Annotated in this window: 16 protein-coding genes; 5 read left to right on the top strand and 11 right to left on the bottom strand. The window is 59.2% G+C overall.

Annotated elements, in window-relative coordinates:
* Positions 1–228: 228 nt before the first annotated feature.
* On the top strand, positions 229–744 hold the full coding sequence (gene fabA / locus ACZYR5_RS19125) for a 3-hydroxyacyl-[acyl-carrier-protein] dehydratase FabA (RefSeq protein ID WP_489091038.1): 516 nt from the start codon (positions 229–231) through the stop codon (positions 742–744).
* 11 nt (positions 745–755) lie between these two features.
* A complete protein-coding gene (gene fabB, locus ACZYR5_RS19120; RefSeq protein ID WP_007974551.1) occupies positions 756–1,976 on the top strand; it encodes a beta-ketoacyl-ACP synthase I in 1,221 nt (406 codons plus the stop codon).
* A gap of 82 nt (positions 1,977–2,058) precedes the next feature.
* Here the strand turns inward: fabB and ACZYR5_RS19115 are convergent, their stop codons facing one another.
* Positions 2,059–2,523, bottom strand: coding sequence for a DUF3859 domain-containing protein (locus ACZYR5_RS19115; protein ID WP_489091037.1), 465 nt, complete (start codon positions 2,521–2,523; stop codon positions 2,059–2,061).
* A gap of 174 nt (positions 2,524–2,697) precedes the next feature.
* A complete protein-coding gene (locus ACZYR5_RS19110) occupies positions 2,698–3,705 on the bottom strand; it encodes an amidohydrolase family protein (RefSeq protein WP_489091036.1) in 1,008 nt (335 codons plus the stop codon).
* A gap of 146 nt (positions 3,706–3,851) precedes the next feature.
* Between ACZYR5_RS19110 and ACZYR5_RS19105 the strand changes: the two genes are divergently transcribed.
* Both ACZYR5_RS19105 and ACZYR5_RS19100 read left to right on the top strand, forming a co-directional pair.
* Positions 3,852–4,268 carry an OsmC family protein gene (locus ACZYR5_RS19105; RefSeq protein ID WP_489091035.1) on the top strand — a complete coding sequence of 139 codons (417 nt, stop codon included), beginning with the start codon at positions 3,852–3,854 and terminating at the stop codon, positions 4,266–4,268.
* Positions 4,269–4,330: 62 nt separating this feature from the next.
* Entirely contained in the window at positions 4,331–5,197 is an 867-nt protein-coding gene (locus ACZYR5_RS19100; RefSeq protein WP_489091034.1) for a pirin family protein, read from the top strand.
* On the opposite strand, the gene ACZYR5_RS19095 is transcribed toward ACZYR5_RS19100, so the two are convergent.
* The 4 genes from ACZYR5_RS19095 to ACZYR5_RS19080 form a co-directional block, all read right to left on the bottom strand.
* A complete protein-coding gene (locus ACZYR5_RS19095) occupies positions 5,194–5,919 on the bottom strand; it encodes a dienelactone hydrolase family protein (protein ID WP_489091033.1) in 726 nt (241 codons plus the stop codon). The two genes, ACZYR5_RS19100 and ACZYR5_RS19095, sit on opposite strands and share 4 nt — an antisense overlap.
* Before the next feature lie 68 nt (positions 5,920–5,987).
* Positions 5,988–7,892, bottom strand: coding sequence for a molecular chaperone HtpG (htpG, locus tag ACZYR5_RS19090; protein WP_489091032.1), 1,905 nt, complete (start codon positions 7,890–7,892; stop codon positions 5,988–5,990).
* 89 nt (positions 7,893–7,981) lie between these two features.
* On the bottom strand, positions 7,982–8,434 hold the full coding sequence (locus tag ACZYR5_RS19085) for a PaaI family thioesterase (RefSeq protein ID WP_489091031.1): 453 nt from the start codon (positions 8,432–8,434) through the stop codon (positions 7,982–7,984).
* Positions 8,431–8,907 carry a PaaI family thioesterase gene (locus ACZYR5_RS19080; protein WP_489091030.1) on the bottom strand — a complete coding sequence of 159 codons (477 nt, stop codon included), beginning with the start codon at positions 8,905–8,907 and terminating at the stop codon, positions 8,431–8,433. Before ACZYR5_RS19080 ends, ACZYR5_RS19085 begins: the two co-directional genes overlap by 4 nt.
* 159 nt (positions 8,908–9,066) lie before the next feature.
* On the opposite strand from ACZYR5_RS19080, the gene ACZYR5_RS19075 reads away from it, so the two are divergent.
* Positions 9,067–9,306: a hypothetical protein gene (locus ACZYR5_RS19075; protein ID WP_027621088.1), complete on the top strand. Its 240-nt coding sequence runs from the start codon at positions 9,067–9,069 to the stop codon at positions 9,304–9,306.
* 69 nt (positions 9,307–9,375) lie between these two features.
* Here ACZYR5_RS19075 and ACZYR5_RS19070 read toward each other — a convergent pair whose 3' ends face one another.
* The 5 genes from ACZYR5_RS19070 to sucC form a co-directional block, all read right to left on the bottom strand.
* Positions 9,376–9,777 (bottom strand): MAPEG family protein, encoded by a 402-nt coding sequence (locus ACZYR5_RS19070; protein WP_489091029.1) that lies wholly within the window; start codon positions 9,775–9,777, stop codon positions 9,376–9,378.
* Entirely contained in the window at positions 9,777–10,514 is a 738-nt protein-coding gene (locus ACZYR5_RS19065) for a DUF599 domain-containing protein (protein WP_442101956.1), read from the bottom strand. Before ACZYR5_RS19065 ends, ACZYR5_RS19070 begins: the two co-directional genes overlap by 1 nt.
* Before the next feature lie 160 nt (positions 10,515–10,674).
* Positions 10,675–11,988, bottom strand: coding sequence for a branched-chain amino acid transport system II carrier protein (gene brnQ / locus ACZYR5_RS19060; RefSeq protein ID WP_489091028.1), 1,314 nt, complete (start codon positions 11,986–11,988; stop codon positions 10,675–10,677).
* A 415-nt stretch (positions 11,989–12,403) separates the two neighbouring features.
* Positions 12,404–13,285 carry a succinate--CoA ligase subunit alpha gene (gene sucD, locus ACZYR5_RS19055; protein WP_003223019.1) on the bottom strand — a complete coding sequence of 294 codons (882 nt, stop codon included), beginning with the start codon at positions 13,283–13,285 and terminating at the stop codon, positions 12,404–12,406.
* Positions 13,285–14,451 (bottom strand): ADP-forming succinate--CoA ligase subunit beta, encoded by a 1,167-nt coding sequence (gene sucC / locus ACZYR5_RS19050; RefSeq protein WP_003223015.1) that lies wholly within the window; start codon positions 14,449–14,451, stop codon positions 13,285–13,287. Before sucC ends, sucD begins: the two co-directional genes overlap by 1 nt.
* Positions 14,452–14,555 lie beyond the last annotated feature (104 nt).

Here is a 14,555-nt window from a genome sequence, read left to right as displayed (position 1 = left end):
TGCGACTGGCGTGAAAGGCGAAAGTGCGGCAGTCTTAGACACCTCGACAGGCTCGATTTTGGGCTTGAATAATAATTTCAGTGCACAAGTGTACATTCATGTCCCTTGTCCTGTGACTTTCACTACAACGCAATAGTCTATGAGTAGGCTGCCGCTACAAGGCATGACTGCCTTGAGCGGACGGGAAGATTCGTCCCACCTGCCGCATGGGATTATTGAGGAGCTCGCATGACCAAACAAAACGCCTATACCCGGGAAGACCTGCTGCGCTGCAGTCGCGGTGAGCTGTTCGGCCCAGGTAACGCGCAACTGCCCGCCCCGAACATGTTGATGGTGGATCGCATCACCCACATCAGCGAAGAGGGTGGCAAGTACGGCAAAGGTGAATTGGTCGCCGAGCTGGATATCACCCCGGACCTGTGGTTCTTCGCCTGCCACTTCGAAGGCGACCCGGTGATGCCAGGCTGCCTGGGCCTCGATGCCATGTGGCAACTGGTCGGTTTCTTCCTCGGCTGGCAAGGCCTGCCAGGCCGCGGTCGTGCCCTGGGTTCGGGCGAAGTGAAGTTCTTCGGCCAGGTCCTGCCGACCGCCAAGAAAGTCACCTACAACATTCAGATCAAGCGTGTACTCAAGGGCAAGCTGAACCTGGCCATTGCCGATGGTTCGGTCAGCGTTGACGGCCGCGAGATCTACACCGCCGAAGGCCTTCGGGTCGGCGTATTCACCTCCACTGACAACTTCTAAGGGTTATTCGCATGCGCCGCGTCGTTATCACTGGTCTGGGCATCGTTTCGTGCCTGGGCAATGACAAAGAGACCGTCTCCGCTAACCTGCGTGCAAGCCGCCCGGGCATCCGGTTCAACCCGGAATATGCCGAAATGGGTCTGCGTAGCCAGGTTTCCGGCTCCATTGACCTCAACCTTGAAGAACTGATCGATCGCAAGATCTATCGCTTCGTCGGCCACGCGGCGGCTTACGCCTACTTGGCCATGAAAGACGCCATCACCGACTCCGGCCTGACCGAAGAGCAGGTGTCCAACCCGCGTACCGGCCTGATCGCCGGCTCCGGCGGCGCATCGACCCTGAATCAGATGGAAGCGCTGGACATCCTGCGCGAAAAAGGCGTCAAGCGCGTTGGCCCATACCGCGTCACGCGGACCATGAGCAGCACCGTTTCCGCTTGCCTGGCCACTCCATTCAAGATCAAGGGCCTGAACTACTCCATCGCATCTGCCTGCGCCACCAGTGCTCACTGCATCGGTACCGCCATGGAACAGATCCAGATGGGCAAGCAGGACATCGTGTTCGCTGGCGGCGGTGAAGAAGAGCACTGGAGCCAGTCGTTCCTGTTCGACGCCATGGGCGCACTGTCCAGCAAGCGCAACGACACCCCGGAAAAAGCCTCCCGCGCCTACGATGCCGACCGTGACGGTTTCGTCATCGCCGGTGGTGGCGGCATGGTCGTGGTCGAGGAGCTGGAACACGCTCTGGCCCGTGGCGCGAAGATCTACGCGGAAATCGTTGGCTACGGCGCGACTTCCGATGGCTACGACATGGTCGCCCCAAGTGGCGAAGGCGCGATCCGCTGCATGCAGCAGGCGCTGTCCACCGTCGACACCCCGATCGACTACCTGAACACCCACGGCACCTCGACCCCGGTCGGCGACGTCGCGGAAATGAAAGGTGTACGTGAAGTGTTCGGCGACAAGGCTCCAGCCATCAGCTCCACCAAGAGCCTGTCGGGTCACTCCCTGGGCGCCGCCGGCGTTCACGAGGCGATCTACTGCATGCTGATGATGGAAGGCAACTTCATCGCCGGTTCGGCCAACATCGACGAACTGGACCCTGAAGTGGCCGATCTGCCGGTGCTGACCAAGACCCGCGAGAACGCCACCATCAACACCGTGATGAGCAACAGCTTCGGCTTCGGTGGCACCAACGCCACCCTCGTGCTGAAGCGCTGGGAAGGCAAGTGATTCGTCACGGCTGAACCGCACATGAAAACGCCCCGACTGGTTCGGGGCGTTTTTTATTGTCGGCGTTTTTTGCCGCCCGGCATCACTGCACGGTAAAGCGCTGCTGTGTCAGCAGGCGATCGCCCTGGAACACCATGAAGCGCCACTCCCCCGGCACCACCTCGTGACTCTCGGTGAACTCGTAGGCCATCACATCCTGTGTCGCCCCCGGCAGCAGCTTCTGCAGCACTTCCAACTTGTCGTGACGCACGCCATCGGGAGTGCGAATGCCCGGCGTGAAGTACAGCAAGGTCAGCGGCTGACCCTCGGCGGTCTTGCCGGCCAACTGGTAACGAATGCCGAACTTGGTCCCCAGCTTGGCCGGTACGGTCTGCGTCGGCTGGATCGACTCGTTGCTGCGGCGTATCACCCGCTCCCCCGACTGCAACTCGGCCCTGGTGCCTTCGAATACACCAAACTCCACCGGCCCCTGGACACTGACCTCGGCACTGGCCAGGCCACTGACCAGCATCAATGTGGCCAATGCGCTTAAACGAATGAGGGACATATCGCACTCCTTGATTGAGATGTGCGCGAGGGTATGACGCCGGCGTGACAGGCTGATGACAGAACTGCGGTGATTGGGAGTTCGTGATTGATGCGGCCTACCCCACCCCCTGCAGGAGCGAGCCCGCTCGCGATAGCGGTGCAATGGATGTACCGCGCCCCCTCAGCAACCGGTTTACGAGCCTCGACGTGGCAACACCGCAAGAAAGTTATCCCGCGCCACCTTGTGCGCCACATCCTTCGGCAATGCATCGAGAAACGGCTCGAAGCTGCGCATCTGTGCCCCCTGCTTGTTAAAGCGTCCGACCACGTCGGAACCCAGCATGAAGCGCTCGGGAAAGCGCTCCACCAACGCCAGCCACTCTTTGCGCGGGCGCCCCGCCTCATCCAGCAGATAGGGATTCAAGACACTCCAGGACAGGTCGACAAACAGGTTCGGATACGCCTCCAGCAAACGCGTAAGGGTCGGCAGGAGGAAATCCATGCGCGTCTGATGCCGATGAATTTCCAGACTGGTGCCCGCGTGCGCCCAGATAAAACGCGTGTGAGGATGATTACGCAGCGGCTCTTCGATTTCCGCCAGGTACAACGGATTTTTCTCACGCTTGGAAGTGATGTTGGAATGCAGCAGCACCGGCAGGTCATTCTCTGCTGCCAGGTGATAGATCCGCGTCATCGCTTCATTGTTGGCCCGCGGCGTGTCCCCAGCGGTCAGCGCGGTCAGGTCGTCGTGACGGGTGAAGACTTCACCGATGCCTTGCCACAGCCCGGGATTGAGGTCGAGCATGCGCTGGATATGGGCTGCCGAATTCTTGTCATTGGGATTGAAGCCAGCCAGGAACGGGTGGAAATGTTCGCGCTGCTCGGGCGTCAGCTTGCTCACCGCATCAGCCACAATCACGTCGGTGGCGCTGTACCAATAGGCATCGGCGTCATCCCCCGCGTAGTAACGCGGGCGTTTGGGCTCGTCCTCGTGCCATTTTTTAGCTACTGGCACCCCGGAAATCATCACATGCTCGATGCGATTTTCCTGCATCGCCGTCAGCAACTTCGGCATGCCTGCGGTTTCCTGGAAAAAATCCACGTAGTGCAGGTGCGCATCGCTGTAGGTGTATTCGCGGGCATCGGCCGGACCGCTCATCAGCAGCAGCCAACCGGCAATCTTCCAGGCTTTCCAAAGCATTCCCCACGCTCCCACAGACCAGAGCAAGGTAGACCGCGACCCTCCGTCCCGGGTTCAGCTGTAAAGAAAGTGGAACGCCATGCCGGCCAGATGCTCTATAACTGCAAGGTCTCAGCCCGACCTATCCACTGCCCAAGAGGTATGCCATGACTGTCACCATCAATACCGAATCCAGCGAAGGTTTTCGCCACAGCGTGCAGATCGATGATCATCAACTCTTCGCCGATGTTCCAAAATCCGCTGGCGGCGAGGGCTCGGCCCCCGAGCCGCACGACTATTTCGACGCCGCACTCGGCGCCTGCAAGGCCTTGACCCTCAAGCTCTACGCACAAAAGAAAGGCATCCCGCTGACTGGGGTCACGGTCGAGGTCAAGCACGACAACAGTGAAGAGCAGAAAGGTAAATACGCCTTGCACGTCAAGTTGACCCTCAAGGGCGTACTGACCGATGCCCAGCGCGATGAATTGCACCGCGTCGCCGACCGCTGCCCGATTCACAAGCTGATGACCACCAGTGAAGTGAGCATCGAAACCCACCTGTCCGAAGGCGCGTTCAGTCAGTAACAGCAATAGCAGGCGCTAGCGGTTATGCTCGACAGCATCATCGCTATTGCCTGGAAAGCCTCATGAACACTCTGCTCGTCATTCGTCCGCGCCCTGAAGATGTCGAAGGCCAGCCGATCCTGCGCCCATTGCCGTCGGCCAAATGCCGCAACGTCGGCCCTTTCGTGTTTTTCGACCACATGCTTGAAACCGCCTATCCGGCAGGCAAAGGCATGAACATCCGCCAACATCCGCACATCGGCCTGTCGACCCTGACCTACCTGTTCGAAGGCCAACTGCAGCACAAGGACAGCCTCGGCTCCGATCAGATCGTCAAGGCTGGCGACGTCAGCTGGATGACCGCCGGCAGCGCGATTGCCCACGTCGAGCGCACGCCACAAGCACTGTGGGACAGCGAGTTCAAAATGCACGGCCTGCAGATCTGGCTGGCTTCGCCCAAGGCGTACGAACAAGGCCCGGGACACTACAGCCATCATCCGGCGAGCAGCCTGCCGGTCAGCGACAACCTGGGTGTGAAGATCCGCATGATTGCCGGTAGCGGCTTCTGCCTCGAATCACCGGTCCCGGTGCTCTCCCCCACCCTGTACGCCGAGCTGCAGTTGCAAACCGCAACAACCCTGCTGATTCCCAACGAGCATCAGGAGCGGGCGATCTACGTCCTCAGCGGCGACGCCCGTCTCGACGACACCGCCCTGGAACCTCATGCGCTGGTGGTCTTGCCGCCCGGCGTGGAAATGACCCTGAGCGCCGACAGCGACTGCCACGCCGTGCTGTTCGGCGGCGCCGCCCTCGACGGACCACGGCGGATCAACTGGAACTTTGTCGCCAGCGACCCGGCCGCCATCGACGAGGCCCGCCGCCGCTGGTCGAGCGGCGACTGGCCGACGGTACCGGGGGAAAGCGAACGGATTGAATTACCGCAACGTTAGACCAACACCTCATCCAGCAGATTATGCATCGCCAAAAACGCCCGCCCGGCGGTCCTGGCGTCGTACATCATCATGCCGGGTACGTTGGCATGGGGATCGGTGAAGGAATGCACCGCCCCGCCGTAGCTGAGCAACTGCCAGTCGACGCCCGCCGCATTCATCTCGGCCTCGAACGCCGGCAATTGTTCCTTGGGCACCAATGGATCGGAGGCGCCGTGCAGCACCAGCACCGAGCCCTTGATGTTATTCGCGTCCTTGACGTTCGGGGTGTCGAGGGTGCCATGGAACGACACCGCAGCTTTCACTGACGCACCGGTGCGGGCGAACTCCAGGGCGCAGCAACCGCCGAAGCAGAAGCCGAATGTCGCCAGCCTCGACGTATCGACCTTCGCCTCACCCTGGCTCTGCAACTGCTCGAATGCCGCCTGCATGCGCTTGCGCAGCAGCGGCCGGTCATTCTTCAACGGCATCATCGCCGCCCCAGCCTCATCATTGTTGCTCGGCCGCACCGATTGCCCATAGAGGTCGGCAATCAACACCACGTAGCCCTTGGCGGCGACCGACTTGGCGATCTCCTCGGCGCCGGCACTCACGCCCATCCAGTTCGGTGCCATCAACAACCCCGGACGCGGACCGGTGTGACCGGCATCGAACGCCACGCGGCTTTCGTAAGGCTGGCCATCAATCTGATAGACCACGGAACGCACAGTGATTTGACTCATGACTCACTCCCGTAAAGAAACGCCAGAATGAAAAAAAACCCGCCGAAGCGGGTTTTTTTCCTACACGGTTAAACCGACAGTTCAACCAACAGCTTGTTCAGCCGGCGCACATAGGCCGCCGGGTCTTTCAGGCTATCGCCGGCAGCCAGCGCTGCCTGGTCGAAGAGGATGTGCGACAGGTCGCCAAAACGCTCTTCATTCTGCTCGGCGTCGAGCTTCTCGATCAGCGGGTGAGCCGGGTTGAATTCGAAGATCGGCTTGGAGTCCGGCACCTTCTGCCCGCTCGCTTCAAGAATCTGACGCATCTGCAGGCCCAAGTCCTGCTCGCCGATGGCGAGAATCGCCGGCGAGTCGGTCAAACGATGGGAAACCCGTACTTCGGCAACCGAGTCGGCCAGTGCGGTTTTCAGGCGCTCAACCAGGCCCTCCTTGGATTTGGCGACTTCTTCTGCGGCCTTCTTGTCCTCTTCCGAGTCCAGGTTGCCCAGGTCCAGGTCGCCACGCGCCACGTCGACAAAGCTCTTGCCGTCGAAATCGCTGAGGTAGCTCATCAGCCACTCGTCGATTCGATCGGTCAGCAGCAGCACTTCGATGCCTTTCTTGCGGAAGACTTCCAGGTGCGGGCTGTTCTTGACCTGAGCGTAGGTTTCGCCGGTCAGGTAGTAGATCTTGTCCTGACCTTCCTTGGCACGCGCCAGGTACTCGGCCAGCGACACAACCTGCTCACCTTCTTCACCCTGAGTCGAAGCAAAGCGCAGCAGGCCGGCGATTTTTTCCTTGTTGGCGAAGTCTTCCGCCGGGCCTTCTTTCATGACCTGACCGAAGTTTTTCCAGAAGCCCTTGTATTGCTCAGGCTCGTTCTTCGCCAATTTCTCCAGCATGTCGAGGACACGCTTGGTCAGCGCCGACTTCATCGAGTCGATGATCGGGTCTTTCTGCAGGATTTCCCGGGATACGTTCAGCGACAGGTCGTTGGAGTCGACCACGCCCTTGATGAAGCGCAGGTACAGCGGCAGGAACGACTCCGCCTGATCCATCACGAACACGCGCTGCACGTACAGTTTCAGGCCTTTCGGCGCTTCACGCTGGTACAGGTCGAACGGTGCACGGGCCGGCACGTAGAGCAACGAGCTGTATTCCAGCTTGCCTTCAACCTTGTTGTGGCTCCAGCTCAGCGGATTCTCGAAATCGTGGGCGATGTGCTTGTAGAACTCCTGGTATTCCTCGTCCTTGACCTCGGTACGCGGACGGGTCCACAGCGCGCTGGCACGGTTGACGGTTTCCCACTCGACAGCCGGGGCTTCTTCGCCTTCGGCAACGGCAGCTTCCTTCGGTAATTCGATCGGCAGCGCGATGTGGTCGGAGTACTTCTTGATGATGTTGCGCAGACGCCAGCCATCGGCGAACTCGTCTTCAGTCGGCTTCAGGTGCAGGACGATGCGGGTACCACGGTCGGCTTTATCGACAGTGGCGACTTCAAATTCGCCTTCGCCCTTGGACGACCAGTGCACGCCTTCACTCGCGGCAAGGCCAGCACGACGGCTGAACACTTCAACCTTGTCGGCAACGATGAACGCCGAGTAGAAACCGACGCCGAACTGACCGATCAGGTGCGAGTCCTTCTTCTGGTCGCCCGACAGGTTTTTCATGAAATCGGCGGTGCCGGATTTGGCGATGGTCCCCAGGTGGGTGATCACATCGCTGCGGCTCATGCCGATGCCGTTGTCCTCGAGGGTGACGGTCTTGGCGTCCTTGTCGAAGCTCACACGGATCTTCAGTTCCGCGCCACCTTCCAGCAACTCAGGCTTGGACAGGGCTTCGAAACGCAATTTGTCGACCGCGTCAGAGGCGTTGGAGATCAGTTCGCGAAGGAAGATTTCCTTGTTGGAATACAGCGAATGGATCATCAGGTGCAGCAGTTGCTTAACCTCGGTCTGGAAGCCCAGGGTTTCCTTTTGAGTTTCCACGCTCATGGTCATCAAACTCCAATTGGATGGCAGTGGCCGCGTCCTGAAGGGTCAGCGGCGGGATGTCATCAAAGTTGGGGGCTGCCCGGAGGATTTCAAGGGCCGGTTGCTTCCTCGATCTTGAAATGTGCGCGGGCGGTCGCAATCGGCTCGGCTTCAGTGCTCTGCCACGCGGTTATCGCGACGTTGGCCACGCGCCGGCCCTGGCGACAAACCTGGCATTTGGCATAGGTATCGCGAAACTGTCCGGCGCGCAGGTAATCGAGGGAGAAGTCGATAATCTTCGGCACCCCAGGCGAGCCGGTGAATACCAGCAGGTGCAGGGCCGCCGCCAACTCCATGAAACCGGCAATCACCCCGCCATGGATCGCCGGCAGCAACGGGTTGCCGATGTTGTCCTTGTTGGCCGGTAGCTTGAACAGCAGTTCATCGCCCAGGCGCGAACACTCGACGCCAATCAGCTTGGCGTAGGGGATCAGATGCAACAGCGAGGCATAGTCGCCCTGAGCGTGGGCCTGCTGCAGTTGTTCCTTGAAGTTAGCGTTCATTTCGGCCCACCACTGATCACCCCACCAAAGCCCTTGGTGCCTTTGACACCCTTGCCCATGCGCATGAAGGTGCCGACGACATGGGCGATCGGCTGCTCGGGATCGTCCTGATAGGCGAAGCCGCGCGTGAAGATCACATCCGTAGTCACTCGATAGCACTGGGCGAAACCATGCACATCCTTGTGCGGCTCGGCCGGATGCATGTAGTCGATACGCAGGTCGAGGGTCGGACACACTTCGAACTCAGGCAACACACAGAGCGTCGCCATCCCGCAGGCAGTGTCCATCAACGAAGTGATCGCCCCACCGTGGATCACTCCGGTCTGCGGGTTGCCGACGATCTGCGGGCTGTAGGGCAAGGTAATCGTCAGACCTTGCTGGCTGGCGCTATGGACACGCAGGTCCAGTACCTGGCAATGGCGCAGCGCCGACAAGAAGCGCATCGCGCGCTCGAAAATGGGGTTCTCGGTCATGCGCTATAGGCTCTGGCAAGTGTGATTGCATAGCAGTTATGGGACTAAGGAAAAGTTCCCGTAGGAATAAACTTATATATCTGAACGAATCATTGAACTTAACCACGAGCGCAGCGTTCGAAAGGACAAGTAGATATTTTCCATAAGGAGAAACACCCCATGCGTAAGACTTTAGCTATTGCCTTGATGTTGACCGCTTCCCTCGGTCTCGCTGCCTGCGATAAAAAATCCGAGGACAAAGCTCAAGATGCCAACCAACATGCTGAGCAAGCACAGCAAAAAATGAATGAAGCTCAGGATAAGGTGAACGAGGCCGCGAAAGAAAACGCCGAAGCCGCCAAAGATCAGGCTGAATCGAACAAAGCTGCTGCAGAAGAAGCCGCTCCTAAAACCAACTGATCCGGTTTTAGCGCTTCAATATAAAGCCCGCCAAGTGCGGGCTTTATTGTGTTCGCAGGAAAAAGACGGCTAGAGCAGCACTGTCCGGAGTGTCGGGCTGAGCATCAACAGCAACGAACAGACCAGACCGATCACCCACACCAGACTGCGCTGCCAGGCCAGATCGGCCCAGTAACACAGCAAGTAAACAATCCGCGCAACAACAAACACAATGGCCAGTCCGTCGATCAGCCAGCCGGCTGTTTGCGTGGTATGCGCCATCAACACGCCCACTGCAAACACTATGAACGCCTCGAAACTGTTCTGGTGAGCCGCCAGTGCGCGCGCGCCAAAACCGGTGAGTTGTGCCTGTTGCTGACGTGGCAGGTGATTGTTGTAGCTACCCTGCTCTTTCATCGCCTTGCCCACCGGCATGCGCGCGATAAAAATGAGCAACGCGCTGATAAATACACACCAGAACGGGATACTCATCAACTCACCTCTTTACTGGCTTCGGGCAATGGCGCCTCTGTAGGGGTATAGACCATCACCTCCAGTACGTCGGAATGAAACTCGCGGCGATACAACACCAATACCACGCCAGCACTCAACAACATGAACAACCAGGGGCTGACGAACCAGGCCAGCATGGTCATGCCGAAGTAGTAAGAGCGCAGACCGAAGTTGAACTGGTTGGCCGCCATTGAAATCACCCGCGCAGCACGCTGGGCAAATGCCTTGCGCTCCTGCTCGGAAACATGCCGCTCACCGACCATCGGCGCCGAGCCCACCAGGATTGCCGCGAAGTTGTACTGGCGCATGCACCAGCTGAACGTGAAGAAGGCGTAGACGAACACCAATGCCAGGCACAGCAGTTTGATTTCCGACATGCCCTGGGACGCCTGTTGCACCATGGGGATGTCCGCCAGCAGCGACACCGCGCGCTCGGACGCACCCAGCACGGTAAGAATACCGGCGAGGATGATCAGCGTGCTGGACGCAAAGAAGGACGCGTTGCGCTCCAGGTTGCCGATCACGCTGGCGTCGGCGATGCGGTTGTCACGCAGCAGCATGCGGCGCATCCAGTCTTCTCGGTACAGGTGCAGAACACTGGCCAGGCAAGCGGTGTCGCGGCCTTTCCAGGTGGCGTAGCGGGTATAGCCACCCCAGCAGGTGACAAACCAGAGCGCGGCGATGATGTGCAGCAGATTGGCGTGGACGAACGACATGCAGTTCCTTGTAGGTGCGAGGTTCAAACGACGGAAAACAGTGCTTCGACGTTAGCCGACAAAAAAAGACACGACCAGCGGCCCATAAAAAATGCCCCGTATCAATTGATACGGGGCATTTGCTGTTACATCAGCGTCCGCTTGTGGCAGACGTCGAGGTTTACGCCAGGGCTTCGCTGCGCTTGCCCAACAGGCGATCGCAGGCTACGGCAATTACCAGGGTGAAGAAGCACGGTACCAGCCATGCCAGGCCTTGCTCGGCGAGTGGCAGGTGCGTCAGTTGCGTCGGCATCCAGTCGGCGAGGCCAGCGCCTTTGAGCGCATCGATCAGGCCGAACAGGAACGACACCAGCATCACCGGACCGACGATGCGGCCCTGCTCCAGCCAGAAATCCTTGCAGAAGCTCAGGGCGACCAGAACGATGCATGGCGGGTAGATGGCGGTCAGCACCGGGATCGAGAAGGCGATCAGGTTGGTCAGGCCAAGGTTGGACACCAGCAGCGAGAACGCCGCCAGGATAACCACCAGGGTCTTGTAGGACAGTGGCAGCACGCGACTGAAGTATTCGGCGCAGGCGCAGGTCAGGCCGACGGCTGTCACCAGGCACGCCAGGGAGATCAGCACCGCCAGAAAACCACTGCCCAGGGAGCCAAAGGTGTGCTGTACATAGGCGTGCAGGACCGCAGCGCCGTTGGTCGCGCCCATCGCCACTTCGTGACTGCCCGAACCGAGGCGGAACAGGCTGACATACACCAGCGCCAGGCCAACGCCGGCGATCAGTCCGGCAATGATGGCGTAGCGAGTGATCAGTGCCGGGGACTCGACGCCACGGGAACGGATGGCGTTGACGATCACGATGCCGAACACCAGTGCGCCCAGGGTATCCATGGTCAGGTAACCATTGATGAAGCCCTGGGAGAACGGCGCCGCAACATACTCGGGAGTTGCAACACCAATGTCGCCCGCTGGCAGCGCGAATGCAGCGATACCGAGTACCGCCAGGGCGATGATCTTCAGCGGCGCGAGGAAACGGCCTACGGTATCCAGCAAACGGCCTGGGTACAGGGAGATGAAGAACACCAGCAGGAAGTACACCGAACTGTAGAGAAACAGCGCCAGCGGGCTTTCACCGGTCAGCGGCGCCAGGCCCACTTCGAAAGACACGGTGGCGGTACGTGGGGTGGCGAACAGCGGCCCCACGGCCAGGTAGCAGGCTGCCGCCAGCACACCACCGGCGATCTTGCCGATCGGGCTGCTCAGGGCGTCCATGGCGCCGCCGACCTTGGCCAGTGCGACAACGGTGATCACCGGCAAACCGACCGCGGTGATCAGGAAACCCAGCGCCGCCATCCAGACATGAGGTCCGGACTGCAAACCGACGATAGGCGGGAAGATGATGTTGCCAGCCCCGACGAACAGGGCAAACGTCATAAAACCAAGCGCCAGGATGTCCTGGCCTTTCAACACTTTCATTACGGAAATACCACACTACTGAATCGGAATTTAGAGAGGGATTTCCCTGAAGGGTGAGGGAAATGCTGTCGGTCCGTATAAGACTGACCCGTTCTGCGCGCAGCAACCTTGTGGGACGCAAACGCAAGATGGCGGCTAGGGTACCGAATTTGTGGGTCAAACGCACTGTTTGGGGGCGGAGTATCCGATCTACGACACTTCTGTGTCGCATTTATGCATGTAAATGGTTGTCGCCCACATGTCCGTCATCGCGAGCAGCGGAACGCCGCCCGGGCTGCTCCCACAGTTGACCGCGTTTCCCTGTGGGAGCGAGCCTGCTCGCGAAGAGGCCAGCACATCCAACACGAATATCAGAAACGACAAAGGCCACCCGAAGGTGGCCTTTGTCAGCAGAGTTGCAAGCTAAGCGCGAGGCTTACTTGACAGCCCAACCAGTCAGCTCGGCCAGGGCCTTGCCGATGTCTGCCAGCGAACGCACGGTTTTCACGCCTGCGTCTTGCAGAGCAGCGAATTTCTCGTCTGCAGTGCCTTTGCCGCCAGAGATGATTGCGCCAGCATGGCCCATGCGCTTGCCCGGAGGAGCAGTCACACCAGCGATGTAGGAAACAACCGGCTTGGTCACGTGTGCCTTGATGTAGGCAGCCGCTTCTTCTTCAGCCGAACCGCCGATCTCGCCGATCATTACGATCGCTTCGGTCTTCGGGTCTTCCTGGAACAGCTTCAGGATGTCGATGAAGTTCGAACCCGGGATCGGGTCACCACCGATGCCGACGCAAGTCGACTGACCGAAACCGGCGTCAGTAGTCTGCTTCACAGCTTCGTAGGTCAGGGTGCCGGAACGGGAAACGATACCGACCTTGCCTGGCAAGTGAATGTGACCTGGCATGATGCCGATCTTGCATTCGCCTGGGGTGATCACGCCTGGGCAGTTAGGGCCGATCAGGGTAACACCCAGCTCGTCGCACTTAACTTTAGCGTCCAGCATGTCCAGGGTAGGAATGCCTTCGGTGATGCAGACGATCAGCTTGATGCCGCCGAAAGCCGCTTCCAGGATCGAGTCCTTGCAGAAAGGAGCTGGAACGTAGATCACGCTGGCGGTAGCGCCAGTGGCAGCTACTGCGTCTTTAACGGTGTTGAACACTGGCAGACCCAGGTGCTCGGTGCCGCCTTTGCCCGGCGTTACGCCACCGACCATCTTGGTGCCGTATTCGATCGCTTGCTGGGTGTGGAAGCTACCCTGCGAACCGGTGATACCCTGGCAGATAACCTTGGTGTCTTTATTGATCAGGACGCTCATTATTTGCCCTCCGCAGCTTTGACAACTTGTTGAGCAGCGTCGGTCAGGCTGGTTGCAGCGATGATGTTCAAACCGCTTTCTGCCAGTACTTTAGCGCCCAGTTCAGCGTTGTTGCCTTCAAGGCGAACAACAACCGGGATTTTCACGCCGACTTCTTTCACTGCACCGATGATGCCTTCGGCAATCATGTCGCAACGAACGATGCCGCCGAAGATGTTGACCAGTACTGCAGCGACGTTAGTGTCGGACAGGATGATCTTGAACGCTTCGGTAACGCGTTCTTTGGTAGCACCGCCGCCCACGTCGAGGAAGTTGGCTGGCTTGCCGCCGTGCAGGTTGACGATGTCCATGGTACCCATGGCCAGGCCAGCACCGTTGACCATGCAACCGATGTTGCCTTCCAGCGCTACGTAGTTCAGTTCGAACTTGGCAGCGTGCGCTTCGCGCGGATCGTCCTGCGACGGATCGTGGAAAGTTTTCAGCTTAGGCTGACGGTACATGGCGTTGGCGTCGATGTTGATCTTCGCGTCCAGGCAGTGCAGATCGCCGTCAGCCTTGATCACCAGCGGGTTCACTTCCAGCAGGGCCAGATCGTGATCCTGGAACAGTTTGGCCAGACCTACGAAGATCTTGGCGAACTGGGCAACTTGCTTGCCTTCCAGACCCAGTTGGAACGCCAGCTCGCGACCCTGGAATGGCTGAGCGCCAACCAGTGGATCGATAGTGGCCTTGAGAATTTTTTCTGGAGTGTCGTGAGCGATTTTCTCGATGTCCACGCCACCTTCGGTGGAAGCCATGAACACGATACGACGGCTCGAACGGTCAACGACAGCGCCCAGGTACAGCTCTTTAGCGATATCAGTGCACGATTCAACCAGGATCTTGGTGACTGGCTGACCATTGGCGTCAGTCTGGTAAGTCACCAGACGCTTGCCCAGCCACTGCTGTGCGAAGGCTTTGGCGTCTTCTTTGTTGCGAACCAGCTTGACGCCGCCCGCTTTACCGCGACCACCGGCGTGAACCTGGGCTTTGACAACCCACTCGCTGCCGCCGATTTTGTCGCAAGCTTCTGCTGCTGCTTCCGGGGTGTCTACCGCGTAACCGGTGGATACTGGCAGGCCGTACTCAGCGAACAGCTGCTTACCCTGATACTCGTGAAGATTCATGCTTATTACCGTCTTCGTTAGGTACTGCGCATTCGGTGCTGCACTTGTTCAAGTGCCGCACCACCTGTGACTGCTGCTTGCATGGCCTTTCCGGATACCCGGTA

Source organism: Pseudomonas sp. F007, from assembly GCF_057814275.1.
The sequence above is the reverse complement of the archived record's forward strand: the minus strand, read 5'-3'. Positions and strand labels throughout refer to the sequence as shown.

Excerpts from the sequence above, each read along its gene's own strand:
- fabB (WP_007974551.1), top strand. The coding sequence starts at position 756 with ATGCGCCGCGTCGTTATCACTGGTCTGGGCATCGTTTCGTGCCTGGGC.
- ACZYR5_RS19070 (WP_489091029.1), bottom strand. The coding sequence starts at position 9,777 with ATGAGTATCCCGTTCTGGTGTGTATTTATCAGCGCGTTGCTCATTTTT.
- ACZYR5_RS19080 (WP_489091030.1), bottom strand. The coding sequence starts at position 8,907 with ATGACCGAGAACCCCATTTTCGAGCGCGCGATGCGCTTCTTGTCGGCG.
- ACZYR5_RS19065 (WP_442101956.1), bottom strand. The coding sequence starts at position 10,514 with ATGTCGTTCGTCCACGCCAATCTGCTGCACATCATCGCCGCGCTCTGG.
- sucC (WP_003223015.1), bottom strand. The coding sequence starts at position 14,451 with ATGAATCTTCACGAGTATCAGGGTAAGCAGCTGTTCGCTGAGTACGGC.
- ACZYR5_RS19110 (WP_489091036.1), bottom strand. The coding sequence starts at position 3,705 with ATGCTTTGGAAAGCCTGGAAGATTGCCGGTTGGCTGCTGCTGATGAGC.
- ACZYR5_RS19085 (WP_489091031.1), bottom strand. The coding sequence starts at position 8,434 with ATGAACGCTAACTTCAAGGAACAACTGCAGCAGGCCCACGCTCAGGGC.
- ACZYR5_RS19075 (WP_027621088.1), top strand. The coding sequence starts at position 9,067 with ATGCGTAAGACTTTAGCTATTGCCTTGATGTTGACCGCTTCCCTCGGT.
- brnQ (WP_489091028.1), bottom strand. The coding sequence starts at position 11,988 with ATGAAAGTGTTGAAAGGCCAGGACATCCTGGCGCTTGGTTTTATGACG.
- sucD (WP_003223019.1), bottom strand. The coding sequence starts at position 13,285 with ATGAGCGTCCTGATCAATAAAGACACCAAGGTTATCTGCCAGGGTATC.
- ACZYR5_RS19095 (WP_489091033.1), bottom strand. The coding sequence starts at position 5,919 with ATGAGTCAAATCACTGTGCGTTCCGTGGTCTATCAGATTGATGGCCAG.
- ACZYR5_RS19115 (WP_489091037.1), bottom strand. The coding sequence starts at position 2,523 with ATGTCCCTCATTCGTTTAAGCGCATTGGCCACATTGATGCTGGTCAGT.
- ACZYR5_RS19105 (WP_489091035.1), top strand. The coding sequence starts at position 3,852 with ATGACTGTCACCATCAATACCGAATCCAGCGAAGGTTTTCGCCACAGC.
- fabA (WP_489091038.1), top strand. The coding sequence starts at position 229 with ATGACCAAACAAAACGCCTATACCCGGGAAGACCTGCTGCGCTGCAGT.
- htpG (WP_489091032.1), bottom strand. The coding sequence starts at position 7,892 with ATGAGCGTGGAAACTCAAAAGGAAACCCTGGGCTTCCAGACCGAGGTT.
- ACZYR5_RS19100 (WP_489091034.1), top strand. The coding sequence starts at position 4,331 with ATGAACACTCTGCTCGTCATTCGTCCGCGCCCTGAAGATGTCGAAGGC.